This is a genomic window from Amycolatopsis viridis (assembly GCF_011758765.1).
In the GTDB taxonomy this organism is placed as follows: Bacteria; Actinomycetota; Actinomycetes; order Mycobacteriales; family Pseudonocardiaceae; genus Amycolatopsis_E; species Amycolatopsis_E viridis.
The window spans coordinates 2,012,221-2,038,645 of the sequence record NZ_JAANOU010000001.1; the positions used below are offsets into that span (position 1 = coordinate 2,012,221).

At 71.7% G+C, this 26,425-nt stretch carries 27 protein-coding genes; 17 read left to right on the forward strand and 10 right to left on the reverse strand.

Going from position 1 to position 26,425, the window contains the following annotated elements; genetic code table 11:
• Positions 1-41 precede the first annotated feature (41 nt).
• The 7 genes from FHX46_RS09915 to FHX46_RS09945 all read left to right on the forward strand — a co-directional run bounded on the left by FHX46_RS09915 (position 42) and on the right by FHX46_RS09945 (position 8,460).
• On the forward strand, positions 42-827 hold the full coding sequence (locus tag FHX46_RS09915) for a mycofactocin-coupled SDR family oxidoreductase (protein WP_167112663.1): 786 nt from the start codon (positions 42-44) through the stop codon (positions 825-827).
• Positions 824-2,236 (forward strand): mycofactocin biosynthesis glycosyltransferase MftF, encoded by a 1,413-nt coding sequence (gene mftF / locus FHX46_RS09920; RefSeq protein ID WP_167112665.1) that lies wholly within the window; start codon positions 824-826, stop codon positions 2,234-2,236. The genes FHX46_RS09915 and mftF overlap by 4 nt, the downstream gene beginning before the upstream one ends.
• Positions 2,233-2,910 (forward strand): mycofactocin biosynthesis peptidyl-dipeptidase MftE, encoded by a 678-nt coding sequence (mftE, locus tag FHX46_RS09925; RefSeq protein ID WP_167112668.1) that lies wholly within the window; start codon positions 2,233-2,235, stop codon positions 2,908-2,910. The genes mftF and mftE overlap by 4 nt, the downstream gene beginning before the upstream one ends.
• 41 nt (positions 2,911-2,951) lie before the next feature.
• Positions 2,952-4,067 carry an NDMA-dependent alcohol dehydrogenase gene (locus FHX46_RS09930; protein ID WP_167112670.1) on the forward strand — a complete coding sequence of 372 codons (1,116 nt, stop codon included), beginning with the start codon at positions 2,952-2,954 and terminating at the stop codon, positions 4,065-4,067.
• 233 nt (positions 4,068-4,300) lie between these two features.
• Entirely contained in the window at positions 4,301-6,625 is a 2,325-nt protein-coding gene (locus FHX46_RS09935) for a molybdopterin cofactor-binding domain-containing protein (protein ID WP_167112672.1), read from the forward strand.
• A gap of 10 nt (positions 6,626-6,635) precedes the next feature.
• Complete coding sequence (locus tag FHX46_RS09940) at positions 6,636-7,115, forward strand: (2Fe-2S)-binding protein (protein ID WP_167112673.1); 480 nt, start codon at positions 6,636-6,638, stop codon at positions 7,113-7,115.
• A gap of 133 nt (positions 7,116-7,248) precedes the next feature.
• Complete coding sequence (locus FHX46_RS09945; protein WP_167112675.1) at positions 7,249-8,460, forward strand: PucR family transcriptional regulator; 1,212 nt, start codon at positions 7,249-7,251, stop codon at positions 8,458-8,460.
• On the opposite strand, the gene FHX46_RS09950 is transcribed toward FHX46_RS09945, so the two are convergent.
• A complete protein-coding gene (locus FHX46_RS09950) occupies positions 8,457-8,714 on the reverse strand; it encodes a DUF4235 domain-containing protein (RefSeq protein ID WP_167112677.1) in 258 nt (85 codons plus the stop codon). The two genes, FHX46_RS09945 and FHX46_RS09950, sit on opposite strands and share 4 nt — an antisense overlap.
• Positions 8,715-8,851: 137 nt before the next feature.
• Here FHX46_RS09950 and FHX46_RS09955 point away from each other — a divergent pair, with 137 nt between their 5' ends.
• From FHX46_RS09955 to FHX46_RS09970, 4 genes are all read left to right on the forward strand, one after another.
• The gene (locus tag FHX46_RS09955; RefSeq protein ID WP_167112679.1) at positions 8,852-9,214 is read left to right on the forward strand and encodes a cold-shock protein; all 363 of its coding nucleotides are present in this window, start codon (positions 8,852-8,854) and stop codon (positions 9,212-9,214) included.
• 37 nt (positions 9,215-9,251) lie between these two features.
• A complete protein-coding gene (locus tag FHX46_RS09960; protein ID WP_167112681.1) occupies positions 9,252-10,442 on the forward strand; it encodes a zinc-dependent alcohol dehydrogenase in 1,191 nt (396 codons plus the stop codon).
• Positions 10,443-10,552: 110 nt separating this feature from the next.
• Positions 10,553-11,017, forward strand: a complete 465-nt coding sequence (locus tag FHX46_RS09965; protein WP_167112683.1) for an SRPBCC family protein — start codon at positions 10,553-10,555, stop codon at positions 11,015-11,017.
• Positions 11,017-11,658, forward strand: coding sequence for a UdgX family uracil-DNA binding protein (locus FHX46_RS09970; protein WP_167112685.1), 642 nt, complete (start codon positions 11,017-11,019; stop codon positions 11,656-11,658). Before FHX46_RS09965 ends, FHX46_RS09970 begins: the two co-directional genes overlap by 1 nt.
• A 299-nt stretch (positions 11,659-11,957) precedes the next feature.
• Here FHX46_RS09970 and FHX46_RS09975 read toward each other — a convergent pair whose 3' ends face one another.
• The 5 genes from FHX46_RS09975 to FHX46_RS09995 form a co-directional block, all read right to left on the reverse strand.
• Complete coding sequence (locus FHX46_RS09975; protein ID WP_167112686.1) at positions 11,958-12,521, reverse strand: hemerythrin domain-containing protein; 564 nt, start codon at positions 12,519-12,521, stop codon at positions 11,958-11,960.
• A gap of 66 nt (positions 12,522-12,587) precedes the next feature.
• Positions 12,588-13,868, reverse strand: a complete 1,281-nt coding sequence (locus tag FHX46_RS09980; RefSeq protein ID WP_167112688.1) for a cytochrome P450 — start codon at positions 13,866-13,868, stop codon at positions 12,588-12,590.
• Complete coding sequence (locus tag FHX46_RS09985) at positions 13,865-14,767, reverse strand: alpha/beta hydrolase fold domain-containing protein (protein WP_167112691.1); 903 nt, start codon at positions 14,765-14,767, stop codon at positions 13,865-13,867. The genes FHX46_RS09980 and FHX46_RS09985 overlap by 4 nt, the downstream gene beginning before the upstream one ends.
• A 35-nt stretch (positions 14,768-14,802) precedes the next feature.
• Positions 14,803-16,827 carry a CocE/NonD family hydrolase gene (locus tag FHX46_RS09990; protein ID WP_167112693.1) on the reverse strand — a complete coding sequence of 675 codons (2,025 nt, stop codon included), beginning with the start codon at positions 16,825-16,827 and terminating at the stop codon, positions 14,803-14,805.
• A 6-nt stretch (positions 16,828-16,833) separates the two neighbouring features.
• Positions 16,834-18,117, reverse strand: coding sequence for an ATP-grasp domain-containing protein (locus FHX46_RS09995; protein WP_313886076.1), 1,284 nt, complete (start codon positions 18,115-18,117; stop codon positions 16,834-16,836).
• Positions 18,118-18,378: 261 nt separating this feature from the next.
• Between FHX46_RS09995 and FHX46_RS10000 the strand changes: the two genes are divergently transcribed.
• The 5 genes from FHX46_RS10000 to FHX46_RS10020 all read left to right on the forward strand — a co-directional run bounded on the left by FHX46_RS10000 (position 18,379) and on the right by FHX46_RS10020 (position 23,319).
• The gene (locus FHX46_RS10000) at positions 18,379-19,869 is read left to right on the forward strand and encodes an FAD-dependent oxidoreductase (RefSeq protein WP_167112695.1); all 1,491 of its coding nucleotides are present in this window, start codon (positions 18,379-18,381) and stop codon (positions 19,867-19,869) included.
• Complete coding sequence (locus FHX46_RS10005) at positions 19,794-20,939, forward strand: carboxylate-amine ligase (RefSeq protein ID WP_167112697.1); 1,146 nt, start codon at positions 19,794-19,796, stop codon at positions 20,937-20,939. Before FHX46_RS10000 ends, FHX46_RS10005 begins: the two co-directional genes overlap by 76 nt.
• Positions 20,940-20,980: 41 nt before the next feature.
• Positions 20,981-21,967, forward strand: coding sequence for an iron-containing redox enzyme family protein (locus FHX46_RS10010; protein ID WP_167121330.1), 987 nt, complete (start codon positions 20,981-20,983; stop codon positions 21,965-21,967).
• Positions 21,968-22,097: 130 nt separating this feature from the next.
• On the forward strand, positions 22,098-22,541 hold the full coding sequence (locus FHX46_RS10015; protein ID WP_167112699.1) for a hypothetical protein: 444 nt from the start codon (positions 22,098-22,100) through the stop codon (positions 22,539-22,541).
• A gap of 412 nt (positions 22,542-22,953) precedes the next feature.
• Complete coding sequence (locus tag FHX46_RS10020) at positions 22,954-23,319, forward strand: hypothetical protein (RefSeq protein WP_167112701.1); 366 nt, start codon at positions 22,954-22,956, stop codon at positions 23,317-23,319.
• Positions 23,320-23,381: 62 nt separating this feature from the next.
• Here FHX46_RS10020 and FHX46_RS10025 read toward each other — a convergent pair whose 3' ends face one another.
• The 4 genes from FHX46_RS10025 to FHX46_RS10040 are packed head-to-tail and all read right to left on the reverse strand — an operon-like array spanning position 23,382 to position 25,533.
• Entirely contained in the window at positions 23,382-23,624 is a 243-nt protein-coding gene (locus tag FHX46_RS10025; protein ID WP_167112703.1) for a CDGSH iron-sulfur domain-containing protein, read from the reverse strand.
• Entirely contained in the window at positions 23,602-24,258 is a 657-nt protein-coding gene (locus FHX46_RS10030) for a HemK2/MTQ2 family protein methyltransferase (RefSeq protein ID WP_167112705.1), read from the reverse strand. Before FHX46_RS10030 ends, FHX46_RS10025 begins: the two co-directional genes overlap by 23 nt.
• A 28-nt stretch (positions 24,259-24,286) precedes the next feature.
• The gene (locus tag FHX46_RS10035; protein ID WP_167112707.1) at positions 24,287-25,315 is read right to left on the reverse strand and encodes a DNA topoisomerase IB; all 1,029 of its coding nucleotides are present in this window, start codon (positions 25,313-25,315) and stop codon (positions 24,287-24,289) included.
• A 23-nt stretch (positions 25,316-25,338) separates the two neighbouring features.
• Entirely contained in the window at positions 25,339-25,533 is a 195-nt protein-coding gene (locus FHX46_RS10040) for a DUF2795 domain-containing protein (protein ID WP_208400085.1), read from the reverse strand.
• Between the two features lie 113 nt (positions 25,534-25,646).
• Here FHX46_RS10040 and FHX46_RS10045 point away from each other — a divergent pair, with 113 nt between their 5' ends.
• Positions 25,647-26,402, forward strand: a complete 756-nt coding sequence (locus FHX46_RS10045; RefSeq protein WP_167112709.1) for a DUF427 domain-containing protein — start codon at positions 25,647-25,649, stop codon at positions 26,400-26,402.
• The last annotated feature ends 23 nt before the right edge of the window (positions 26,403-26,425 follow it).

Here is a 26,425-nt window from a genome sequence, read left to right on the forward strand (position 1 = left end):
TGCGGGCTGAGCTGGCACGCTCCGGGCGTGGAGATGATCAGGTGACCGCGCGGGTGGCCGTGGTGACCGGGGCGGCCCGGGGCATCGGCGCGGCCGTCGTGCACCGGCTCGCCGACGAGGGCTGGCGCGTGGTCGCGGTGGACATCGCCGCGGACCTGCCGGGCGTGGCCTACCCGCTCGGGCGGCGTGAGCAGCTCGCCGGGATCGCCGCGAAGTGGCCCGGACAGGTGATCGACGTCGTGGCCGACGTGCGCGACCAGCGGGCGCTCGACGAGGCGGTCCGCGTCGCCGAGCGCGAGTTCGGCGGGCTGGACGCGGCCGTCGCCGCGGCCGCGGTGATGGCCGGCGGGCGGCCGCTGTGGGAAACGACCGATGCCGAATGGGAATCGCTGTTCGGCACCGGGGTGGACGGCGTCTTCCACCTCGCCCGCGCGGCCGTGCCGGCCCTGCTGCGCCGCCCCCAGCCGCGCAGCGGGCGCTTCGTCGCGCTCGCCTCCGCCGCGGCCCACACCGGGTTGTGGCGGCTGGCCGGCTACAACGCGGCCAAGCACGCCGTCACCGGATTGGTCCGCGGTCTCGCCACGGACCTGCGCGGCACCGGCGTCACCGCGACGGCGGTGTCGCCCGGATCGACCCGCACCCCGATGCTCGCGGCCACCGCCGCGTTGTACGAGCTGGACGACGTCGAGGAGTTCGCCCGGCACCAGCTCGCCGAGCGGCTGCTCGAACCCGAGGAGGTGGCGGCCGCGGTGTGCTGGCTCTGCGGACCCGACGCGAGCGCGATCACCGGCACGGTGGTGCACGCGGACGGGGGGTTCACGGCATGACGGTGCTGCGCGTGGATCCCTCGACGAAGGCGGTCGCCGGGGGGCGGGTGCTCGTCGGCGGTTCGCCGCTGCGGGTCATCACCCTGTCCGCCACCGGCGCCCGGCTGTACGCCGCGTGGGCGGCCGGCGCCGAGGTCGGGGACATGCCCCACCACCGGCGGCTCGCCGAGAAACTCGTCCTCGCCGGCATGGTCCACCCCGGCTACGCCGAGGCCACGCTGACCCCGCGGGACGTCACCGTCGTCGTGCCCGTGCGCGACCACGCCGACCGGCTCGCCGCGCTCCTGCCGTGCCTGGCCGAGGTCCGCGAGACCCTGGTGATCGACGACGGGTCGGCCGTGCCGGTCCCGCACGCCGTCGACCGCCACCCGGTGCCGCGCGGCCCCGCCGCGGCCCGCAACACCGGCTGGCGCAAGGTCACCACCGAGCTGGTCGCCTTCCTCGACGCCGACACCCGGCCCCGGCCGGGCTGGCTCCCACCGTTGCTCGCGCAGTTCGAGGACCCCGCGGTGGTGGCCGTCGCGCCGCGGGTGCGCAGCGCGCCCGGCGACGGGGCGCTGGCCCGCTACGAACGCCACGAGTCCGCTTTGGACATGGGTTGCGTCCCGGCTCAGGTGCGCCCGCGCGGGCGCATCACCTACCTGCCCACGGCCGCGCTCGTCGTCCGCACGTCGGCGCTGCGGGCGATCCACGGGTTCGACGAGGACCTGCGCTTCGGTGAGGACGTCGACCTGATCTGGCGGCTCGTCGACGCGGGCGGGTCGGTGCGGTACGAGCCGCGGTCGGAAGTGGTGCACGAACCCCGCACCACCTGGCGGGCCTGGCTGACGCAGCGCTACAGCTACGGCACCTCCGCCGCCCCGCTGGCGCGCCGGCACGGCCGCACCGCGCTCGCACCGGTCCGGGTGTCCGGCTGGACGGCCCTGGCGTGGCTCGCGCTCGCCGCCGGGCGTCCGAAGACCGCGGTGGCGATCGCGCTCGCCACCGCGGCCCTGCTTCCGCGCAAGCTGGCACCCCTCGGCGTGCCGGCGGGCGAGGCGCTGGGCATCGCCCTGCGCGGGCACGTCGCGGCCGGGCGTTTCCTCGCCGGTGCGCTCACCGGAGCGTGGGGTCCCGCGGCGGTCCCGCTGCTCGCGCTGACCCGGCGCGGCCGCCGCGTCCTCGCCCTGGCCTACGCCCGGCACCTGCTGGACTGGGTGCGGACCCGGCCGGACCTCGACCCGCCCCGGTGGCTGCTGGCGCGCGCCGCCGACGACCTCGCCTACGGCGCCGGGGTGTGGCGCGGGTGCCTGCGCGAGGGCGAACCGGGGCCGCTCGTCCCCGACCTGTCGAACTGGCCGGCCCGCCGGCCGCGACGTGCCGCCGCCGATCCGCCGCGCGGTGCCGCGCCGGCCGGGACCAGACCGTGAACCTCGCCGATCTCGCCTGGCCCGAACTGGGGGAGCGCCCCCTCCTGGCGGTGCCGCTGGGCGCCACCGAACAGCACGGCCCGCACCTGCCGTACACGGTGGACACCGAGATCGCGGTCGAGCTGTGCCGCCGCCTCGGCCGGGCGCGGCCGGAGATCGTCGTGGCACCCGCGATGCCGTTCGGATCCAGCGGGGAGCACGCGGGTTTTCCGGGCACGCTGTCGATCGGCCAGGAAGCCACCGAACTCGTCCTGGTCGAGCTGGTGCGCTCCGCGGACGCCTTCGCCGGGGTGCTCCTGGTGTCCGCGCACGGCGGCAACGCGATGCCGGTGCGCCGCGCGGTGCGGACACTGCGGGCCGAGGGGCGGAACGTGCGTGCCTGGTCGCCGGACGGCCCCGCCGGTGACACCCACGCCGGGCGGCTGGAGACGTCGGTGATGCTGGCGGTCCGGCCGGAAGCCGTGCGCACCAACCGTTTCCAGGCCGGCGTGACGCGTCCGCTGCCCGAGCTGATGGGGCGGTTGCGCGGCGAAGGCGTGCGCGGGGTCAGCCCGAACGGGGTGCTGGGCGACCCGGCCGGGGCGAGCGCGGAAGCGGGGCGCGCCACCCTCGACCGATGGACGGACGGTCTACTTGACGCTGCCGCATCGCTGGCCGGAGATGGCATGATGTAGCCGTCGGCGGATGAGACCCCTGTCACAAAGAGGTGATCGGCGTGAAGACCAAGGCCGCAGTCCTGCACTCCGCGGGAAAGCCGTTCGAGATCGAGGAACTCGAGCTCGACGGGCCGCGTGAGGGTGAGGTTCTGATCAAGTACACGGCCGCCGGGCTGTGCCACTCCGACCTGCACCTGATCGACAACGATCTCGTGCCGCGGTTCCCGATCGTGGGCGGGCACGAGGGCGCCGGCATCATCGAGGACGTCGGCCCCGGCGTGACCAAGGTCCAGCCGGGCGACCACGTCGTGTGCTCGTTCATCCCGAACTGCGGGACCTGCCGCTACTGCGCCACCGGCCGGTCCAACCTGTGCGACATGGGCGCCACGATCCTCAACGGGAACCTGCCCGACGGCTCGTTCCGCTTCCACCGCGGCGGCACCGACTACGGCGCCATGTGCATGCTGGGCACGTTCAGCGAGCGCGCGACGATCTCGCAGCACTCCGTGGTCAAGGTGGACGACTGGCTGCCGCTGGAGACCGCGGTGCTCGTGGGCTGCGGAGTGCCGACCGGCTGGGCGTCGGCGAACTACGCCGGCGGTGTCCGGGCCGGTGACACGTGCGTGGTGTACGGCATCGGCGGGATCGGCATCAACGCGGTGCAGGGCGCGGCGCACGCCGGTGCCGCCAACGTGATCGCGGTGGACCCGGTGGAGTTCAAGCGCGAGAAGGCGCTCGAACTCGGTGCCACGCACGCTTTCGCCACCGCCGCCGAGGCCGCCGAGAAGGTGACGGAGCTGACCTGGGGCCAGATGGCCGACCAGGCGCTGATCACCGTCGGGACGGTGGACGAGCAGGTCGTGACGGACGCGTTCAACGTGATCGGCAAGGGCGGCACGGTCGTGATCACCGGGTTGGCCAACCCGGAGAAGCTGACGGTGCACCTGTCCGGCGGCGTGATGACGTTGTTCGAGAAGACGGTCAAGGGCACGCTGTTCGGGTCGGCCAACCCGCAGTACGACATCGTCCGGCTGCTGCGCCTGTACCAGGCGGGGCACGTGAAGCTGGACGAGCTGGTGACGAAGCGCTACACCCTGGACGAGGTCAACGAGGGCTACCAGGACCTGCGCGACGGGAAGAACATCCGCGGCGTGATCATGCACTCCGCGGACTGAGACGCGGTCCGGGTGCGGGCGGAGGCCGGTGGTCTCCGCCCGCACCGCTGTCCGGGGCTGGACCGTTCGGCCGAGCGCTGTACGACGTTCGGCTGTGTCTGCGTCACAGTTGTGTGGCACGCGGCTGTCATCCCGTCACAGAGATGCGCAGGCACGGCTACTCATCGTTGACCCTGCCGGAGCCCGATTCCTATCGTGACCGCGATCAACGTGGATCTCGGAAGGACTTCTCGATGGCGCATCAACGGCGATCGCCCGCGCCCGGTGACGGGGCCCCGGCCCTGGAACGGCGCCGGTTCCTCGGTTATCTCCTCGCCGCGCCCACCCTGGCGGTCGCGGCGAAGCTCGGCGGTGATCTCGCCGCCCCCGCACCGGCCGGCGCCGCGATCCCCACCCTCCCCGGCCCGGCCGACGTCCTGGACCTCGGCGACGCCCTCACGCTCGCCGCGATGCCGACCTCCGGCCTCATCGCGATCCAGGTCAACCGCGACGACACCGTGTCCTTCGCGGTGCCCCGCGCCGAGGTCGGCCAGGGCATCACGACCACGGTCGCGATGCTCATCGCCGAGGAGATGGACCTGCCGCTGAGCAAGGTCGGCGTCAACCTCGCCGACGCCCGCCCGGAACTGGTGTTCAACCAGCTCACCGGCGGGTCGAACTCGGTGCGCTCGCTGTACAACCCGGTGCGCACCGCGGCGGCGATCGCCCGCGCCCGCCTGCTGGCCACCGCGGCCGCGCAGTGGAAGGTCGACGCTGCCACGCTCACCGCCCGCGACGGCGTCATCCGCTCCGCCTCCGGGCGGAGCGCCAGCTACGGTTCCCTGGCCGAGGCCGCCGCCGCCGCGCGCACCGAGGAGGTTTCCGCCACCCTCAAGAAGACCTCCGAGTTCCGCATCATCGGCAAGCCCACCACCCGCATCGACGCGCTCGACGCGGTCACCGGGCGCAAGCGCTTCACGATGGACCTCCAGGTCCCGGGCGCGAAGCCGACCATGGTCTGCCGCCCGCCGACGATCAACGGCACGGTGCGGTCGGTCGCCAACCTCGCCGAGGTCAAGGCGATGCCCGGCGTCACCGACGTCGTCACCGTCTCCAGCGGCGTCGCCGTGCGGGCGGACACGTTCGGCCAGTGCATCGACGCGGTCCGCGCGCTCAAGGTGGACTGGGGACCGGGCACAGTGGACGGTGAGTCCGACGCGACCGTCGAGGCGAAGCTGCGGGCCGCCGCGCTGCCGCTGGCCGTGCCGCCGGTGCTGACGCAGTCGATCGACGCCGAGTTCGTGTTCGCCTTCGCCAGCAACAGCGCACTGGAGACCAACTGCGCGATCGCCGACGTGCGGGCCGACCGGGCCGAGATCTGGTCCGGCCTCAAGTCGCCGATCGTGACGCAGGAGAAGGTCGCCGCGATGCTCGGCCTGCCGGTCCCCGCGGTCAAGGTGCACGTCGTCACCGGCGGCGGTTCGTTCGGGCGCAAGCTGTTCGGCGACGCCGCGCTGGAGGCCGCGGAGATCTCGAAGAAGATCGGCAAGCCGGTCAAGCTCATGTGGCACCGCGCCGACGACGCCCGGCACGGCCGCACCCACCCGATGTGCCTGTCCCGCGTGCGGGTCAACCATGCCCTGGGCAACGTGGTCAGCTACGAGCAGCGGCACACCAGCGTCACCACCGACTTCGGTCACGGCCTCGGCGAGATCCTCACCGCCGTCGCGGCGAAGCTGCCGGTCGGCGACGTCGGGTTCTCCCAGACCGTGTTCATGCTGTCCACCTCGATGCCCTACAACTTCGGTGCCACCACGCAGCTGCTCAACGAGGTGCCGCTGAAGTTCCACACCGCCAGCATGCGCAACGTGTACTCGCCCAATGTGGTCTGCGCGCGCGAGCTGATCGTCGACCAGCTCGCCGCGAAGATGGGCCAGGACCCGTTGACGTTCCGGCGGAACTTCCTCAAGGACGACCGCATCCGCAAGGTCCTCGACAAGGTCGCCGAGGTCGGCAACTGGGGCCGGAAGATGCCCGCCGGCACCGCCCAGGGCATCGCGCTGCACCACGAGTACAAGAGCGTCAGCGCGGTCCTGATGGAGATCGACTGCCGGCCGGAGACCGTCAACCGCAAGATCCGCAACGGCGTCGCCGGGCCGCGCGTCACCAAGGCGGTCGCGGTCGTGGACGCCGGCCTGCCGATTAACCCGAAGGGCCTGGAGGCGCAGACGATCGGCTGCGTCAACGACGGCATCGCGCTCGCGCTCACCTCGAGCCTGCACATCGACCAGGGCCTGCCGCTGGAAGCGAGCTGGGACAACTACTTCTACACCCGGCAGTGGAACACGCCGCCGGAGATCGAGGTCGTGGTCCTGCCCGCCACCACCGGTGAGCCCGGCGGCGCGGGCGAGCTCGCGGTCGCCAGCTCGTTCGCCGCGGCCGCCTGCGCCTACGGCCGCGCGGTGGGGAAGATGCCGACGCGCTTCCCGATCAACCACGGCACGCTGAGCTTCGAGCCGAAGCCGAAGGTGCCGCCGGTGCCCGAATCGCCGGTCGACGGCCTGGCCCACACCTTCTGAGGAGACTTCGTTGTCCCAACACACTTTCACGGTCAACGGCAAGCGGGTCACGGTCGACGCCGACGACAAGGTCCGGTTGCTCTGGGTGCTGCGTGACCTGCTCGGCATCACCGGTCCGAAGTACGGCTGCGGTATCAACGTGTGCAAGGCGTGCACGAGCCACATCAACGGCAAGGCGTTCAACCCGTGCTCGGTGCCGGTGTCGGCGATCGGGCCGGACGACGAGATCACCACCATCGAAGGGCTGGCCGACCCGGAGACCGGCGAACTGCACCCGATGCAGCAGGCGTGGCTCGACCGGGACGTCGCGCAGTGCGGCTACTGCCAGCCCGGTCAGATCATGGCGGCCATCGCGAAGGTCAGGCAGGCCCGCGCGGAGGGGCGCGAGATCAGCGACGCCGACTTCGACGAGATCCGCAACATCTGCCGCTGCGGTACCTACTCGCGCATCCGGGAGGCGGTGCGGACCGCGGCGGCCGAGATGAAGTGATCGTCCGCGGTTACGCCGGCAAAGCCCCGCATCTCTCCGCAGATGCGGGGCTTTGTGCTGCGGTTGCGCACAGTTGGACACTTTCGTGTTAGATGTCCACTCGCGAGCCCTCGACGAGGAGGACGGACATCTCATGAGGTACACGGGCGCCGACCCCGCGGTGGCCGGCCTGGCCGGCCGCGCCCTGACGCGGTTGCCGGAGATGACCAAGGCGACCTACGAGCAGATTCTCGGGGAGATGACCGTCTACCGCGAGGAGCGGTTCGTCTCCCACGACCAGTTGTTCGCCTCCTGCCGCGACAACCTCCAGTTCCTGGTCCGCGCCCTGTCCGAGCCCGGCGCACCCGACTTGTCCCAGGCACGCGCGACCGGCCGCGACCGAGCGCTGGCCGGCGCCCCGCTGCCGGAGTTGCTGCGGGCGTTCCGGATCGGGTTCACCGAGGTGTGGCAGTGCTTCGTCGAGCTGACCACGCCCGCGCAGGACGTCGCCACGCTGGTCGCGGCGACCACCGCCATCTGGGACCTGATGGACGACTACACCGAGGACCTGACCTCGACCTACCGCGCGACCATGGCCGAGATCAGCCGGACCCGGCAGAACCGCAGGCTGGCGCTGGTGGAGGCGCTGTTCGCCGGGGGCAGCGCCACCGAGGGCACGCTGTGGGACATCGCGCGGATGCTCGACCTGCCCCTGGAGGGCACGTTCGTCGTGGTCGCGGCGGAGGCGCCGGGGCTGGGCCAGGAGGCGTTGCCGCTGATCGAGACCCGCTTGCGGGAGCGGCACCACGCCTCGGCCTGGCGGCTCACGCCCGAGCTGCAGATCGGGGTGGTGTCGGTGCGCGACGCGGACGGGGTGCTGGAACTGCTGCGGGACAACCCGCGCGCGCGAGTAGGGGTCAGCCCGGTGTTCGCCGGCCTCGGCGACACGGCCAGGGCGCTGCACCTGGCCCGCGTGGCGATGAACAGCCTGCCGCCCGGGACGAAGGACGTCGCGCGGTTCCAGGAGTCACCACTGGCCGGGCTCGTCGCGAGCGACCCGGAGGCGTCCGCGCAACTGGCCGGTCAGGTGCTGCGGCCGATCCTGGAGCTGCCCGGCGAGGAGGGCAACGTGCTGCTGCTGACGCTGCGCGCCTGGTTCGACTGCGGCGGGTCCACCAAGCAGATCGCCGAGCGGGTCTACTGCCACCCGAACACCGTGCGGCACCGGGTGAAGCGGATCACCGACGTGCTCGGCCGGTCGCTGACCGACCCGGCGGACATCGCGGAGCTGGGTGCGGCGCTGCGGGCGTTGTCCATGTTCGGCGACCGCGCCCGCAGAGCCGTGCGTACCGGACACCGGACCTAGTCGAGCTTCTTGCCGGTCGCCTTGGCGAACGCGCGCGCACCGGCGCGGTCGACCGCCGCCTTGACGCCGCCGAAGATCGCGCCCTGCAGCACCGCCGCGGTGATCACCTCGCGGGTGGAGTAGTCCGACGACGTGGCCTCCGGTGCCTCGTCCTCCCCGGTCGCGGCCCGCCAAGCCTGCTTGAACAGCATGCCGGCCAGGATCCCGCCCAGCGCGCTCACGGCCAGGCTCAGCGGCTTGTACAGCAGTTTCATCCCGTCACCTCTCCACAGTGGACCCCCGCTCCACCGTCCGGGTACCCACGGTCGCCGCGGGTGACACCCGGCCCGTTGTGCGAGGTCGTGGCAAGGGCGTACCTTGGCGCGATACTTCGCCGGGAGGGTGGGGGCTCGTGGTCAGGGGCAAGGTCGTCCGGTTCGACGAGGTGCGCGGGTACGGTTTCGTGGCGCCGGAAGGGGGTGGTGAGGACGTCTTCATGCACGTCAACGATCTCGACGCGGACAAACGGCTGATCACGCCCGGTGTGGTCGTGGAGTTCACGGTCTCCGACGGTGAGCGCGGCCGCAAGGCGTCGGACATCCGGCTGGTCGGCCGGCCCGCCGAGGGCGAGGGCCCGCCCCCGGCGCACGACCTCCGCGAGGAGCTGACCGAAGCGCTGCTCGCCGGCGTGCCGACGCTGACCGCCGAGCAGGTGCTGAGCGTCCGCCGCGTCGTCCTCGACGTCGTCCGCGACCACGGCTGGCTCGGCCGGTAGATGTTTCACCCCCCGGGCCGCGGGCACACGGACGGGCATGAAGGCTGTTACCTGGCACGGCAAGCGTGACGTCCGCGTGGACGACGTCCCGGACCCGCGGATCGAGGAGCCCACGGACGCGATCGTCCGCGTCACCTCGACCGGCATCTGCGGCTCCGACCTGCACCTGTACGAGGTGCTCGGCCCGTTCCTGGACGCCGGGGACATCCTCGGCCACGAGCCGATGGGCGTCGTCGAGGAGGTCGGCCCCGGCGTGCCGAACCTCCGCCCCGGCGACCGGGTCGTGGTGCCGTTCAACATCTCCTGCGGCCACTGCTTCATGTGCGATCAGGGGCTCCAGTCGCAGTGCGAGACCACCCAGGTGACCGGGAAGGGCAAGGGAGCCGCCCTGTTCGGCTACACCAAGCTCTACGGGCAGGTGCCCGGCGGGCAGGCCGAGTACCTGCGGGTCCCGCAGGCCCAGTACGGCCCGGTCAAGGTGCCCGAGGGGCCGCCGGACGACCGGTTCGTCTACCTCTCCGACGTCGTGCCCACCGCGTGGCAGGCCGTCGAGTACGCCGGCATCCCCGACGGCGGCAGCGTCACGGTGTTCGGGCTCGGCCCCATCGGCCAGATGTGCTGCCGCATCGCCGCGCACCGCGGCGCCGGCACCGTGATCGGCGTCGACCTCGTGCCCGAGCGGCTGGCGCTGGCCGAACGCCACGGGGTCACCACCATCGACGCCCGCGCGGAGAAGGACGTGCCGGGCGCGGTGCGGGAGATGACCGCGGGCCGCGGCTCCGACTCGGTGATCGACGCGGTCGGCATGGAGGCCCACGGCGCACCGCTGGGCAAACTCGCCCACCAGATGGTCGGGCTGCTGCCGGACCAGGTCGCCGGGCCGCTGATGGAGAAGGGCGGCGTGGACCGGCTCGCGGTGCTGCACCAGGCCATCGCCACCGTGCGCCGCGGCGGCACGATCTCACTGTCCGGCGTGTACGGCGGCATGCTCGACCCGCTGCCCATGATGGACCTGTTCGACAAGCAGATCCAGCTGCGGATGGGCCAGGCCAACGTGCGGCGGTGGATGGACGACGTGCTGCCGCTGGTGTCCGGCGACGGTGACCCGCTCGGTGTGGAGGGCCTCGCGACGCACCGGCTGCCCCTGGCGGACGCGCCCCGCGCCTACCGCATGTTCCAGCAGAAGCAGGACGGCGCGATCAAGATCCTCCTGCAGCCGTCCGCATGATCGGCCGGCCACCTGTCCCGGTTCTGGCGCGATCGGCGCTACCGGTGGACGTGTAAGCGGCCGGCCCCGAGGTACCCGGACAACGATCGGGTGAAAGGAGAAATGCCGAAATGAGCACGATCACCGAATCCGTCGACGTGGACGTCGACGTGCACACCGCGTACAACCAGTGGACCCAGTTCGAGTCCTTCCCGGAGTTCATGGAGGGCGTGGAGGAGATCCGGCAGGTCGACGACACCCACACGCACTGGGTGACCAAGATCGGTGGGGTGACCCGCGAATTCGACGCGACCATCACCGAGCAGCACCCCGACGAGCGGGTGGCGTGGCGGGCCGACTCCGGTCCCAGCCACGCCGGGGTCATCACCTTCCACCGGCTGGGGGACAACCAGACCCGCGTCACGGCGCAAATGGACATCGACCCGGACGGGTTCGTCGAGAAGGCGGCCGACAAGCTGGGCATCCTGGACCGCCGGGTGCACGGGGACATGGAGCGGTTCAAGGCGTTCATCGAAAAGCGTGGCGGTCAGGAGACCGGCGCGTGGCGGGGTGACGTGGACCGCCCGGGCAGCTGATGGCCACCAGTACCCGACGCGACGCCGCCGAGTTCGTGCCGGACAGCCGCTCGCTGGACCGGCTCCGCTCGGCGGCGCTGCGCTGCCAGGGGTGCGACCTCCACCGGGACGCGACGCAGACGGTGTTCGGGGACGGCCCGGCGCCGGCGAAGGTCCTGATGCTCGGGGAACAGCCGGGGGACAAGGAGGACGTCGCGGGGGAGCCCTTCGTCGGGCCCGCGGGCCGGCTGCTGGACCGGGCGCTCGACGAAGCCGGCGTCGACCGCTCGCAGGTGTATGTGACCAACGCGGTGAAGCACTTCAAGTTCGTCCGCGGTGAGCGGGGCAAGCAGCGGATCCACAAGAAGCCGTCGCGCGGGGAGATCGTCGCGTGCCGGCCGTGGCTGGTGGCCGAGCTCGAGGCCGTGCAGCCGTCGGTGGTGGTTCTGCTCGGGGCCACCGCCGCGTCGTCGCTGATGGGGCCGTCGTTCCGGGTGACCGCTCACCGGGGTGAGCTGCTGCCCGCGCCGGAGGAGTTCGCCGGGCGGCCGGAGCGGGTCCTGGCCACCGTGCACCCGTCCTCGGTGCTGCGGGCACCGGACCGCGACGAGGCCTACGCCGCGCTGGTGGCCGACCTGCGCTCGGTACCCGAGATGATGTGACCCCGACCGCCCAACACCCCACCCGGAGCAGCAAACACGCCGCCCGGACCGGCAAACACGCCGCCCGGACCGGCAAACACGCGGCGTGTTTGCCCTAGCGGGCCGCGTGTTTGCCGCTGGGCGCCGCGTGTTTGCGCTAGCGGGCGGTGTGTTGGCTGGTGCGCGCGGTGTGTTGGCTGATGGCCGCCGGGCGGTGGGCCGTGGCCGCCGGGGGTGGGGCCGGAAACCGCTCGCGGGAATGGCGGAGCCCCTCGCCGGGAGGGCGAGGGGCTCCGCAACGGCGAGGGGTTCCGGCAGGTTCAGGTGTTGCGCTTGGAGAGCCGGTCGCGGATCTTGTCGATCAGGCCGGCGCCCGGGTCGAGGATCAGGTTCAGCGGCGGGCGGTCCGGGGCGCTGGGGTGCGGGCGCGTCGGGGCCATCTTCTTGGCCCGCTCCACCTTGTCGCCCAGGTCCTGCAGTTCCTCGGCCGAGCAGGCCGCCTGCAGCTTGGGCAGCAGGTCCTGCTCCTCGTCCTCGATGTGGTGCCGGATGTCCTGCATGAGCTGCCGCATCAGCTCGTCGAAGCGCGGGTCGGTCGCCGGCACGTCCTCGAGCTGCTTCATGACCTCCTCGGCCTCGGCGTGCTCCTCCAGTTCGTGGTCGGCGAGCTGGTCGCCGTTCTCCAGGTACTTGCGGGCCGCCGGGTACATGAACTGCTCCTCGGCGACCGAGTGCCGCACCAGCTCGGCGATCACGTGGTCGGCGAGGTCGCGGCGGTGCTCGGGGGTGCCGGTGCCCGCCTCCAGCTCGGTGAAGACGCGCTCGACGTGCCGGTGGTCGGAGATGATCACCGAGATCAGGTCCGGTTTGTCCGTGGCGGTCATCGTGGCTCCGTTTCGGTCCGTTCGAAGATTCCACCCGACCGGTACCCACCCGATCCGGGCCTAACCTCACGGGTGAGCCGTCAGGCGCAACGAAAAGTTGTCGAACGTGGCCGGCAGCGGACGGCCCGGCGCGGGTTTCGGTGCGGAGTCCACTGTGTAGTCCCGGTCCTTGATCATCGTCGCGAGCACGGCCGATGTCGTGAACAGCACCAGGTTCTTCGCCGGGCACTCGCCCGGGCCGGCGCTGAACGGCACCAGTGACGGTTCCCGCTGCGCCCGCCCGTCCAGCCAGATCTCCGGCGTGAAACTGTGCGCGTAGGGCAACCGGGACTCGTCGCGGTGGAACAGCGGCGCGAAAATCAGCAGACCGGTGCCCGCGGGCACCCGGTGCCCGTCCCAGTCCAGCTCCTCGGTCGTGTCCCGCAGGATCGCCGGCGTGGTCGGCCACAGCCGCACCGTGTCCAGCACGCACGCTCGCAGGTAACCCCGCGCGGCTCCGGAGGCGAGGTCCTGGCGGGCCTGCTGCCGCTGCGCGGGATGCGTGGCCAGCAGGGCCAGCGTCCGGAACGTGACCATCCCGGCCGCGTCGAACGCGAACAGCCAGTGCGCGACCTGGCTCGCCGCCTCGTCGTCGGCAGCCGCCGACGCCCCGGCCAGGCTGTCCCCGTCGGCGTGGGCCAGCAGCGCGCGCACCCGGCCGAGGAACTCGTCCCGCAGCCGGCGCCGCCGCGGCAGCAGGTACGACCAGTTCGCTGCCAGGCGCAACCGTCCCAGCAGGTCGGTCGTCACCTGGTCGTCGCGTGCGTGGTCGCCGAACACGATCCGGCGCACCAGCCGCCACCACACCGGGGCGAACGTGTCCCAGTCCAGTGGTCCCGGTCCCAGCGCGCCGAACTCGCCGGCGACCTTCGCCTCCACCGACGGCGCCAGGTGGTGCACCGGCCGGCCGGTCTCCAGGGCGCGTTCGTTCCACTCCCGGCGGCGTGCGCGGTCCGGCCCGCCGGAGATCAGCACGCCGTGCGGCTGGAACTGCGACAGCGCCGCGCGTTTCTCCAGGTTCGCCGGGGTGAACGGCTCGGGCGACCGGGCCAGCACGCGCCCCACATCGTCGGCGGACAGCACCAGCGCGAACGACCGGCCGGGCACCGCCAGGCGCACCAGCCCGGGGCCGTGTCGCGCCCGCAGCTTCCGCAGGGTGCGCACGGCGGAGGCGTCGGCCTGGATCTTCTCCAGAGCCGTGATCACGCGGGGGCGGCGTTTGATCACCCCGCCGGCGAGCGGCGGGCCGAGGACGGTGGCGAGCACCTGCACCGTCTCGGGCACCGAGGCCGCCGGCAGCCCGCTCACCGCGTCACCAGCTCCGCGATCCGGTCCAGGGCGTGTTTCGCTTCCGGGATGTTCGCGATCATCCACGCGTGGAACATCCCGCTGTACTCCCAGTACTCCAGTGGCACGCCCTGGGCGGCCGCCTTGTGGTACAGGTTGCGCGCGTCGGCGAGCAGCACGTCCCGCGTCCCGATGAAGCAGCTCAGCGCGCCCAGCCCGCGCAGATCGCCGTGCAGGGGGCTGACGAGTTCGTCGGCCGGGTCCAGCGCGCCGGCGTAGAGGCGGCCGGCCTCCCGCAGCCCGGTGATGCCCAGGTACGGGTCGTGCCGGTCGTACCCGGGCTGCGCCGGGTCGGTCATCGTGATGTCCAGCCACGGTGAGAGCAGCACGATCTCCTTCGGCTGCGGCCGGCCCTCGTCGCGCAGTGCCCGGGCGAGCGTCAGGGACAGGCCACCGCCGGCCGAGTCGCCCATCAGGATCTGCTCCCCGGGCGCCACACCGCCCAGCACTTCCTTGTAGGTGGCCTGGATCATCGACAGCGTTTCGTCGTAGTGGCTGCCGGGTGCCAGCGGGTACAGCGGCGCGGTGACGGTGCAGCCGGTTCGCCCGATCAGCCGGGCGAAGAACTTCCAGTGGTCGCCCTGGATCTGGTGCACGTACGCCCCGCCGTGGAAGTACACGACGTGCCGCGGGGCGGCGTTCGCCCTGGGCCGCAGCGTGTACACCGGATGCCCGTGCACCTCGGTGCGGTCGATGTCGACCTGGGCGCGCACCGCGGGCGGGGGCACCGCGTTCTCCCGTTGCTGCCGTGGTCCCATGCTCTTGTGCAGGGCGTCCACATCGGTGAACGTGCGCTTGCGCGCGGTGAGCAGCATCTGGGCGATCAGCAGTTTCGCGTGCAGGCTGGTCTTCCCGATCACCGGCGGCGGTTACCCCTGCTCCGCGGCGGCGAAACTCAGACCAGGTCGCGCGGGAACCGCCGCTGCCAGTTGCGGGAGAACACCCGTTGCGCCCCCTCGTACCCGTCGAGCGTCGCGTGCAGCACGAACTCGGTGGGCGTGCAGGCCAGCACCGTGTGCGTCTCCGTGCGGGCTTCCCAGTCCCCGCGCGCGAACGTCATACTCCACTTCGTCTCGCCGCGTACCGAGGCGAAATCGTCGGCGACCGAGCTGTAGCGCTCGTAGGCGCGGCGGGACACCTCGAGGTCGATGTCGTCCAGCCGCACGGTGCCCGAGTCCTTGACGATCTCCAGCGCGGACCGGTAGTCGACCAGGTCGCGCGACACCGTCCACCGCTGTTCCCCGGGGCGCAGCACGGTCGAGGTCATCGGTGGCGAGCCCTCCGGCTCGCCGAACACCGGCCCGGTCACCTCGTCGGACTCCCGGATCGGCCGGACCGGCAGCGTCAGGCTGCTGCCCTTCGGGTGAACGGTCAGCCGGGCCGGTTCCGGCGCCGGCCACGCCAGCGGCCAGTACGAAGTGGACAGCGACAGGCGGATCCGGTGGCCGGGCGGGAAAGCCTGCGCAACGCCGTTGAGCTCGAGCTCGACCTGGTAGCGCTTGCCGGGTTCCAGCGGCTGGGGGTCGTGGTGGCTGTCCCGGTGGGTGAGGTTGAGCATCCCGTAGGTGACGCGCGTGGCGCGCCCGTCGGGGTGCACATCGGACAGCCGGGCCGCGACCATCGCCACGGGTTTGTCCACCGACAGCTCCAGCCGGACCTTCGGCGCGCCGAGGATCTCACACGTCTCGGTCAGCTCGTCGCCGTCGAACACGAGCGACCCGCCGTCCTCCTCGCGCTGGTCGTAGGGCAGGTCCGGCGGTGCGTTGTAGGAGGCCCACTTGCCCGCGAACTGGCCGACCGACAACGGGGACTCCACCGGCAGCGGGGTGTCCGCCACCTCCTCGTCCCGGCGCGCGATGCGGTGCGGCGCCAGGGGGTAGGTGCGCCAGTCGATGTGCGGCGAGGGCCACTGCGGCTCACCGACCCACCGGCCGGGACGCTCCTGGTAGGACGTGGAGGGCGGCACGCTGTCCTGCATCCAGGTCAGCAGCATCGGCCCGTCCATCACGCCGTTGTCGCGGTCCTTGAGCCAGTGGTCCCACCAGCGCACGACCTCCTGCAGGTACCCGATCGCCGGGCCGGGCTCGCCCAGGTGCGGGTACTTGTGCGACCACGGGCCGATCAGGCCCTTGCGCGGCACGGACAGGTTCGCCAGCAGCCGGGTGACCGCGTTGGAGTAGCCGTCGGCCCAGCCGCTGGAGGCCAGCACCGGCACCTGGACGTCGCTGTAGCTCTCGCACACCGAGGCGTGGCACCAGTACTCGTCGCGGCGCTGGTGCTCCAGCCACGTGTCCACCCACGGCCCGACGCCCTCGATCCGCTCGCGCCACATGTCGCGCCAGCGCTCGCCGACCAGGGCCGGGTCCGGCGGCAGCGTGCTGTAGGCGAACATGGTGCCGGCCTCGCCGAGGTTGTCCGACAGCATGCAGCCGCCCATGTAGTGGAAGTCGTCGGAGTAGCGGTCGTCGGTGAACGACGAGATGACGATCGCCCGCAGGGTCGGCGGTTTCCGCGCCGCGACCTGCAACGCGGCGAACGCGCCCCAGGAGATGCCCATCATGCCGGTGCGGCCGTCGCACCACGGCTGCGCCGCGATCCAGGCCAGCACGTCCTCGGCGTCGCGCTGCTCCTGCTCGACGTACTCGTCGGTCAGGACACCCTCCGACTCGCCGGTGCCCCGCAGATCCACCCGGACGCACGCGTAGCCGTGCCCGGCCAGGTACGGGTGGTGCACCGAGTCCCGGACCGCGGTCAGGTCCCGCTTGCGGTACGGGATGTACTCGCAGATCCCGGGCACGGGTTCGTGGTCGGCGGACACCGGCCGCCAGATCTTCGCGGCCAGCCGCGTGCCGTCCGACACCGGTATCCAGACGTGTTCTTCCACAGTGATCTCGTACGGCAGGGAGCGGACCTCCCGCATGGCCGATCAGACCTCCTCGAACTCGAAGTGCAGCGAGTCGATGGTGCGCTGGTACTTGTCCTTCAGCTCGTCCTCGCTGTCCGCGCCGACGTAGACGAAGGCCAGCTCGTAGCTGTAGCTGTCCTGGGCGTCCATATCGGACAGACGTTGTCCCTCCGCCGGCACGATGTCCACCTCGACGCCGGGGATCTCGGCCCGCAGCCGCTCCAGTTCGGCGGCGGTGGGGATGCGCTTGACGATGCCGTCTTCGAACCGGCGGTGGTACCACTTCGCCGCGATCCGGTACTCGCCGCGGTCGCGCGGCATCCGCGGGCGCCGGCCCAGGCCGAGCTCGATCATGTTGTAGTGGTCGGGCACACCGTCGACGTTCTCGAACATCTCCGCGTGCGACTGCGAGTGCCGCGGGTTGATCTCCAGCAGCTTCACCTCACCGGTCTCCGGCCGGCAGAAGAACTCGATGGAGAACGTGGAGTTGTTCAGGCCGATCTGCTCGATGACCTTCGTGGACACGTCGCGCATCTTCTGCACGACCGGCGCGGGCAGCTGCGACGGGTACTGGTGGCGCAGGAACGACGAGCTGTCCGGGTAGTTCAGCGAGTCCAGCGCACCGTAGACGACGACTTCGCCGTCGTACACGAAACCCTCGGTGGCCGCCTGCTGACCGGTCATCTCCTCCTCGGCCAGCGCGGCGAGCGCGCCCGCCTCGGCCACCTCGGGCGGGATGTCCACATCGGTCACCTGGTCCAGGATGTACTGGAACGGCTTGCCGACGCGGCCGATCCCGGCGCGGATCTCCCGCACGGCCTGGGCGAAGTCCTGTTCGTCCTTGACGTGGAAGGCCAGTTCGGACGAGAACGACTTGACCGGCTTGAGCCACATCGGGAACGACAGGTCCGCCGGCGGCTCCGGGTCGCCGTCGAGGTCGACGAGCGCGAACTTCGGGTGCGCGTCGGTGACCTTCTGCTGTTCCAGGCGGCTCCAGTACTTGTGCTCGCACTTGAGCACGCCTTCCAGGTTCGGCGTCGGCAGTCCGTAGCGGCGGCCGAGGATGGGCACCATGGTGGTCACCGGGAAGTCCCAGTAGCCGACGACGGCGCCGATCTTCCCGTCGAAGGCGTCCAGTTCCGCCACGGCCCGGTCGATCAGGCCGGCGATGTCGATGTCGCCTTCCTGCACGTCCGCCTGCGACAGCAGCCCGTGGTAGCGGTAGTTCTCCGCTCCCGGTATGCGTCGCAGGGTGCGCATGTTCGCGTCGTCGAGTCCCAGCACGAAAATGTCGGTTTCACTCACCCCGAGTTGATCCCCGTTGTCGCTCAACGGTAAACACCGGCGGGTGACGGGTACCGTCGCCCACGTGCCCGATCTCGGCGAGTACCGGCGGAAACGCGATCCGGAGCGGACAGCGGAACCGATGCCGGGGTGAGCGGGCGCCGGTCCGGGAGGAGGGCCGCGGCCGGGAACGCGGCGCCGGCCGGCACGCGGTCCGGAAGTGACGGGCCCGTGACCGGGTGCGCGGCGTTTCGATCCCGCCCCGCCAGGGCAATCTGGGCCGTGACCGTCAAGCTGCCCGCCCCGCGTTCGCTCTGGGTGGAGACCGCTCCGGCGCCGGACCGGGCCGGGCGGGAGCTGCCCGCCGAGGCCGACGTGGTGGTCATCGGCGCCGGGATCGCCGGCCTGACCACCGCCTTCGGCCTGGCGCGCGCCGGGAAGTCGGTGCTGGTGCTCGAGGCAGCGGAGGTGGCCTCCGGTGTCTCCGGTCACACCACGGCCAAGCTGTCCGCCCAGCACGCGCTCAAGTACGCCGCGCTGGTCTCCCGCAAGGGCGCGGACGCCGCCGCCCAGTACGGGCGCACCCAGCTGGACGCGGTCGAGTGGGTGGCGGCCACCGCGAGCGAACTGGGCATCGAGTGCGGGTTCACCCGCCGGGACAGCTTCGTCTACTCGACCGACGCCGCCCAGCTCGGCCGGTTGCAGGAGGAGGCCGACGCCGCGGCCGAGGCCGGCCTGCCCGCGGACTTCGTCGAGCACGTCGACCTGCCGATCGCCACGGTCGGTGCGGTGCGGTTCATCGATCAGGCCCAGTTCCACCCGCGACGCTGGCTGCTCGGCCTGGCCGAGCACGTCGAGCGGCTCGGCGGGCGGATCGTCGAGCGTGTGCGGGCGCGCCAGCTCGACGAGCGGCCCTCGCCGGTCGTGCACACCGACCGCGGCCGGGTCAAGGCCCGCGACGTCGTGGTGACCACCCACTACCCGGTCTTCGACCGGGGCCTGTACTGGGCGCGCCTGGACATCACCCGTGACCTCGTCGTCGCCGGGTACGGGCAGGCGCCGCCGGGGATGTACCTCGACGCGGTCACGCACCGGTCGATCCGCGGGCACACCGAGGGCGACCGCCACTACGTGATCGTCGGCGGCGAGCACTACCGCACGGGCGAACCGGTCGACGTCGAGGCCCGTTACCAGCGGCTCGCCGGGGCCGCCGCGACCTTCGGCGTCACCGGGGTCACGCACCGCTGGTCGGCGCACGACATGAGCACGCTGGACGACGTGCCCTACGTCGGCCGCTACCACCCGGCCACCGCGCACGTGTGGGTCGCCACCGGCTTCGGCCAGTGGGGCATGTCCGGTGGCACCGCCGCCGGGCTCCTGCTCACGGACCTGATCAGCGGCGCCGGTCACCCCGCCGCCGGCTTGTTCGACCCCAACCGCTTCGACCTGCGGTCCTCGATCACCCTCGCCGAGGACGGTGTCAAGGTCGGCAGGCACTACGTGACCGGATACACCCGTGCGCTCACCGCCACAGTGGACGAGCTCGCTCCGGGCACCGCGCAGGTGGCGCGCCGGGGCACCGATCTCGTCGCGTCCTACCGGGGCGAGGACGGGCGGCTGCGGGAGGTCAGCGCCCGCTGCACGCACCTGGGGTGCGTGGTCGCGTTCAACAACGCCGAGAAGACCTGGGACTGCGCATGCCACGGATCGCGATTCGGCACGGATGGCTCGGTGATCCAGGGCCCGGCGACCCGGCCCCTGCCGCCGGCCTGACCATCGGGGTCGAGGAGGAGTTCCTGCTGCTCGACCCGGCCACCGGGGCGACCCTCCCGCGCGCCGCGGCGATCCTCGCCGCCGACCCGCCGCTGCCGCCCGGCGCCCGGTTGCACCGGGAACTGCGGCCCACCCAGGTGGAGGCTTCGACGGGGGTGTGCACCTCGGCGCGGCAGGTGCGCGAGCAGCTCGTCGGCAACCGCGCGGCGCTCGCCGGCGTGGCCCGGGTGCACGGTGCGGTCATCGCCTCGTGCGGCACGCCGGTCCTGTCCGGACCGTCCACATCGGACGGTCAGGACGGCCGGTTCGGCGACATCGACCGGATCTACCGGGGGGTGGTCGGTGACTACGAGGCGTGCGGGTGCCACGTGCACGTCGGCGTGCCGGATCCGGGGACGGCGGTCGGGGTGATGAACCACCTGCGCCCGTGGTTGCCGTCCCTGCTGGCCCTATCGGTGAACTCGCCGTTCGACCGCGGCCGGGACACCGGCTACGGCAGCTGGCGGATGGTGCAGCAGTCACGGTTCCCCGGTGCCGGGATCCCGCCGTACTTCCCGGACCTCGAGTCCTACCAGGCCGAGGTCGGGCGGCTGGTGGCGTGCGGTGCGCTGGTGGACGAGTCGATGTCGTTCTGGCTCGTCCGGCCCTCGGCGGCGTTCCCCACCGTGGAGTTCCGCGTCGCCGACGCGGTGTCTACTGTGGACGAGGCGGTGCTGCAGGCGGTGCTGTCCCGGGCGCTGGTGCGCCGTGCCCTGCACGACGTGGCCGACGGGGCCGCGCCGCCGGAGTTCTCCGGCCAGGTGGGTGCGGCCGCGCTGTGGGCCGCCGCGCGGGACGGGATCGACGGCGAGGGCGTGCACCCGCTGGAGGCGCGCCGGGTACCGGCCTGGCAGCTCGTCGGCGAGCTGGTCCGGCACGTCGCACCCGCTCTGGACGAGACCGGGGACCGCGACCTGGTGGCGGCGGTGCTGGAGCGGCTGCGGCACGAGGGCAGCGGCGCGCGCCGGCAGCGCAAGGCGGCCGCGGCCGGCCTGCCCGCGCTCCTCGCCACGATCACCCACCAGGGTTGACGCCCGACCGCCGCGGGTATCCGCCGCCCGTGACGACCGCCATGACGCTTTCGGCTGCCCTCCCGGCGGCCCGGGGACCGCTGTCCGAAGCCGTGATCGAGGCGCTGGGCCGCGACGAGCGCGGGGAGTTCCCGGAGCTGCCGGTGACCGCGGCCGCCGACCCGTTCGGCGAGGACCTGCAGCTGGCCCTGCACGTCTGCTACGAGCTGCACTACCAGGGCTTCACCGGGGTCGACCCGGACTGGGAGTGGGACCCCGACCTGCTGCGGCTGCGTGCCGCGATGGAGCGCGTCTTCCTGGCCGAGCTGCGGGCCCACACCGCCGGCGGGGACGACGTCGAGGAGGCACTGGCGCCCCTGCTGGTGGAACCGGTGCACGGCACCGGCCTGTCCCACTTCCTGGCGGCGGAGGGCACCTGGGACCAGATCCGGGAGTATTTCGCGTTGCGCTCGGTCTACCACCACAAGGAGGCCGACCCGCACGCGTGGGTCATCCCGCGGTTGCGCGGCAAACCGAAGGCGGCCCTGGTGGCCGTGGAGTTCGACGAGTACGGCGGCGGCCACCCCAGCCAGGTGCACGCCCAGCTCTACGCCGATCTGCTCGACGGCGCCGGGATGAACTCGGACTACCTGCACTACCTCGACCACGCCCCGGCCTGCATGCTCGCGGTGGTCAACATGATGTCCTTGTTCGGCCTGCACCGCCGCTTCCGCGCGGCGCTGGCCGGGCACTTCGCCGCCGCCGAGATCACCACCGCGCCCAGCGCGCAGCGCCTGGACAAGGCGTTGCGGCGGCTGGGCGCCGACGACCGGTGCCGCTACTTCTACACCGAGCACATCGAGGCGGACGCGGTGCACGAGCAGGTCATGCGCCGGGACGTGCTCGGCGGGCTGCTGGAGACCGAGCCGGACCTCGCTGGTGACATCGTGTTCGGCATCCAGGCCACCGACCTGGTGGAACAGCGCTTCGCCGACCACGTGCTGGGCGCGTGGCGCGCGGGCCGCAGCGCGTTGCGCAAACCGCTGTAGCGGCCACCGCGCGCAGGCGCGGGCCCGAGGACTGCGCCGTCCAAACCACCCGGGCGGGTCTTTGCGGGTGACGTGGGACATTAATCAACAGTATGCTTTGGTTGTCCGATGTTCACCTGAGGGAACGGATGTGTGCCAGATGCGCAGAATCAAGCAGCGGGCGGGGCTTGCCCTTGCCGTTGGGGGCCTGCTCGCCGGGTCGGTCGCCGTGAGCGTCCCGGCGGAGGCGGCATCACCGGCGGTGGCGTCACCGGCCGAGGCGTGCGGCAACAACTACCACGAGATCGATCACCACGACCTGGGCAGCATTGCGACGGTTCACCTGCTGTACAACGGGACCACGAACTGTGTCGTGACGACCAAGAAGGTCGACCGCGGAAAGCCCACCCATGTGCTCGCCGCGATCGCCAAAGTGCGACCCGATGGCTCGTACGGGTACATCGACGATCACGGCAAGCGCGCCTACTACGCCGGTCCGGTGCGGGTGGATGCCGCGCGCACGTGCATCAGCTGGGGAGGCGCGGCAGACCCGGGCTGGATCATGTGGTACTCCGAGCCCTCGCACTGCAAGTGATGCCGCCGAGGTGAGCTGATCGAGGAGGCGGCTCCGTGATCACCTCGGTGTTCACGGAGCCGTCGGGCCTCACTCGTTCCGCACCCGCTTGCGGTGGCTGGTGTCGCAGAAGGGGTACCGCTTGCTGTACTTCTGCACCGATCACATCGAGGCCGACGCGGTGCACGAACAGGTCATGCGCCGGGACGTGCTCGGCGGGCTGCTGGGCACCGAACGCGTTGCGCGAACCGCTGTAGCTCGTGCAGGCGCGTCCCAGGACCGTGCCCTCCACGACCCGGGCGGCGTTCTTGAAGGTCACGTGGGACATTAACCAGCAGTATGCTTCCGTTGTCTAATGTTCACCTGAGGCAGAATCAAGCAGCGGGCGGGGCTTGCCCTTGCCGTTGGGGGCCTGCTCGCCGGGTCGGTCGCCGTGAGCGTCCCGGCGGAGGCGGCATCACCGGCGGTGGCGTCACCGGCCGAGGCGTGCGGCAACAACTACCACGAGATCGATCACCACGACCTGGGCAGCATTGCGACGGTTCACCTGCTGTACAACGGGACCACGAACTGTGTCGTGACGACCAAGAAGGTCGACCGCGGAAAGCCCACCCAGGTGCTCGCCTGGCTCAACAGCATCAGCCCCGATGGTGTCGGGAAAACAGTAGGAGATATCAGCGACTACGCCTACTACGCCGGTCCGGTGAGGATGACGGCCGCGCACACGTGCATCAGCTGGGGAGGTGGCGCAAATCCTGGCTGGGTCTCCTGGTACTCCAAGCCCTCGCACTGCAAGTGATGCCGCCGAGAGCTGATCGAGGCCGCCGTCAGGGGGCTGGTCGATCACGGGGTCGACCAGCCTCAGGCTCCGCCACCCGCAGTGCCACTTCCCGTCTGGTTCTCGTTCCGCACCCGCTTGCGGTGGCTGGTGTCGCAGAAGGGGTACCGCTTGCTGCGGCGGCACGCGCACAGCGCCACCAGGAACCGGTCCGAGCGGGCCACCGTGCCGTCCGGCAGCTCCAGCTCGACCGGGCCCTCCACCAGCACGGGCCCGCCCTCGACGAGCGTCACCTTGCGGGGTTCAGCGTTCCGTCCGGTCGGCACGGATCACCACCAGTTCCTCGTGTCGTTGTCCGGGCGCGATGAGGCCGGAGCGTTCCAGGAAGCCGATGCGGCTGCGCAGCACCGGGCCGAACGGCTCGATCGCCCGGGCGACCACCGACGTCTTCAGGCCGTTGTCCCGCAGCATCTCCACCGTCTGCCGGATGCCGCACAGTGACGAGTGGACCACCAGCATCGTCCCGCCGGGGGTGAGCAGGTCGTGGGCCTTGTCGCACAGGCAGTCCAGGTGCTTGCGCCCGTCCGCACCGGCGTCCCAGGCCAGCGCCGCCCCGTCCGGGTCCCCGGCCGACTCGCACGGCACGTACGGCGGGTTGGCCAGGACCACGTCGAACGGTGCGCCTTCGATGCTCCCGGACAGGTCGCCGTGCCGGACCTCCACGGGAAGCCCGCGCACGCGGGTGTTGAACCGGGCGCTCAGCACCGCGGGCAGGTACCGGTCCACGGCGGTCACGCTCGCCGCGCCGTGGCGGACCGCGGCGATCGCCAGCGCGCCGGTGCCGGTGCACACCTCGAGCACCCGCGCACCGGCCGGGATGCGGGCCTCCCGCATCGCGCGCATCAGCAGCCAGGTGTCCGCCTGCGGGCGGTACACCCCGGGGAGTCTCAGCAGTTTCACCTGTTGCAGGTACCACCGGGAACGCCGGTCAAACGCCGCCGAGCAGCCGGACGACGGCGCGCTCGAGCACCTCCCGGTCCGCGTCGCTGCGAACGCCGCCCGCGCCGATGCGCCGCAGCGCGTTCTGGATCGTCCTGCCCTTGCTGTGCGCCTCCACGATCCGCGGGTCCACATAGGACTTGCGGCAGACCGCCGGCGTGTTGCCGAGCTCCTCGGACACCTGGCGCATCACCGCGGCCTGGGTGCGTTTGAGCCCGCGCTGCGAGCTGACCGGTTCGGCGGCGGCGAACGCGGCGGCGGCGAGCACGGTCGCGTTCCACGTCCGCAGGTCCTTCACGGTGAACTCGTCACCGACCATTTCCTTGAAGTGCTCGTTGATCTCGTCGGCGTGCACCTGGTGCCAGCCGTTGGGTGTGCGGTAGACGAACAGCCGGTCGCTGCCCGACCGCGTCCGGCGCAGCGCCTTGACGGTGGCCGCGAGGTCCGGGTCGGTCAGCGTGATGTTGCGTTCGATCCCGCCCTTGGCGGGGTAGCAGAACGTGAGTTCGTCCCGTTTGACCGTCACGTGCTCGCGCAGCAGGGTGGCTGCGCCGTAGGTGCCGTTGTTCTCGGCGTACTCCTCGCTGCCGACGCGGAACACGCCGCGGTCGATCATCCGCAGCGCGGCCGCCAGCACGCGTTCGCATCCCAGGCCCGGCTGCACGAGGTCCTCGGCGATCCGCAGGCGCCACTTCGGCAGGCGGCGGGCCAGTTCCACCACGCGCTCGTGCTTCTCCTCGTCCCGTTCCTGCCGCCAGCGGTCGTGGTAGCGGTACTGCCGGCGCCCGGCGTCGTCGGTGCCGACGGCCTGGATGTGGCCGTTGGGGTAGGGGCAGATCCACACGTCGCGCCACGCGGGTGGCACGGCCAGGCTCTTGATCCGCTGCAGGGTCTCCTCGTCGCGCAGCGGCTCGCCCTCCGGGGTGAAGTACCGGAATCCGCGTCCGCTGCGCTGCCGCCTGATACCGGGCTGGCCGAGTTTGCTCTTGCGCAGCCGCTGGGTCGTCGCGGTCGTCACCGTCGTCACCGTCGTCCCACTCGTCAGGTGATTTCGGAGCAGGCACTGGTCACGGCGTCGAGGTCGGGGTAGGTGGAGTCCGGGATCGCGCCCAGGTGTCCCAGGACGCTGTCGTCGGCACCGTTGGCCGTGGCCCGGCGGATCAGCTCCGCCCTGCCGCACGGGAAGTCCACATCGGACAGCAATGCGTGCAGCCGGTCGGGATCCGGGATGGTCATGCCGGCCGGATACCCCGCGTCCACCCGGGCAAACGGGTGGCGTGGCCGGGGCGAGCCGGCCCGGCGCCGGGAGGACCGGAAATAAGACCGAACCCGCGGCCGTTGTGACCGGCATGACAACAGAGGGTCGTGGCCGGGTCCGGACCGAGCCGGGCACCAAGCGCGTACGGGCGGTCTTCGGCGGGCAGGTCGTCGCCGACACGCTCCGCCCGCTCCTGGTGTGGGAGGTGCCCTACTACCCGGCCTACTACGTCCCGCGCGAGGACGTGCGGGACGACTACCTGGTCGCCACCGGCGAGACGGCGCATTCGCCGAGCCGGGGCGACGCCGACGTGTTCACCGTGCGGGTGGGTGATCGCGAGGCCCCCGCCGCCGCGCTGGACTACACCGACTCGCCGCTGGACGGGCTGGCGGGGCACGTGCGGCTCGACTTCGCCGTGATGGACTCGTGGTTCGAGGAGGACGAGGAGATCTTCGTCCACCCGCGCGACCCGCACACCCGGGTCGACATCCTCGCCAGTTCCCGGCACGTGCGGATCGAGATCGACGGGGTGACCGTCGCCGAATCGCGCAGCCCCCGGTTGCTGTTCGAGACCGGTCTGCCGACCCGTTACTACCTGCCCAAGACCGACGTGCGGCTGGATCTGCTCGAGCCCAGCGACACCATCACCCGCTGCCCCTACAAGGGCGAGGCCGGGTACTACTCGGTGCGCGTGGGGGACACGCTGCACGAGGACGTGGTCTGGTACTACCGCGCGCCGCTGCCGGAGAGCCAGAAGGTGCAGGGGCTCGTCGCGTTCTACGACGAGAAGGTCGACGTCTACCTCGACGGTGTCCGGCAGGAGCGGCCCCGCACGATGTTCGCCTGACCGCTTGCCCAGGTAACCTCCGC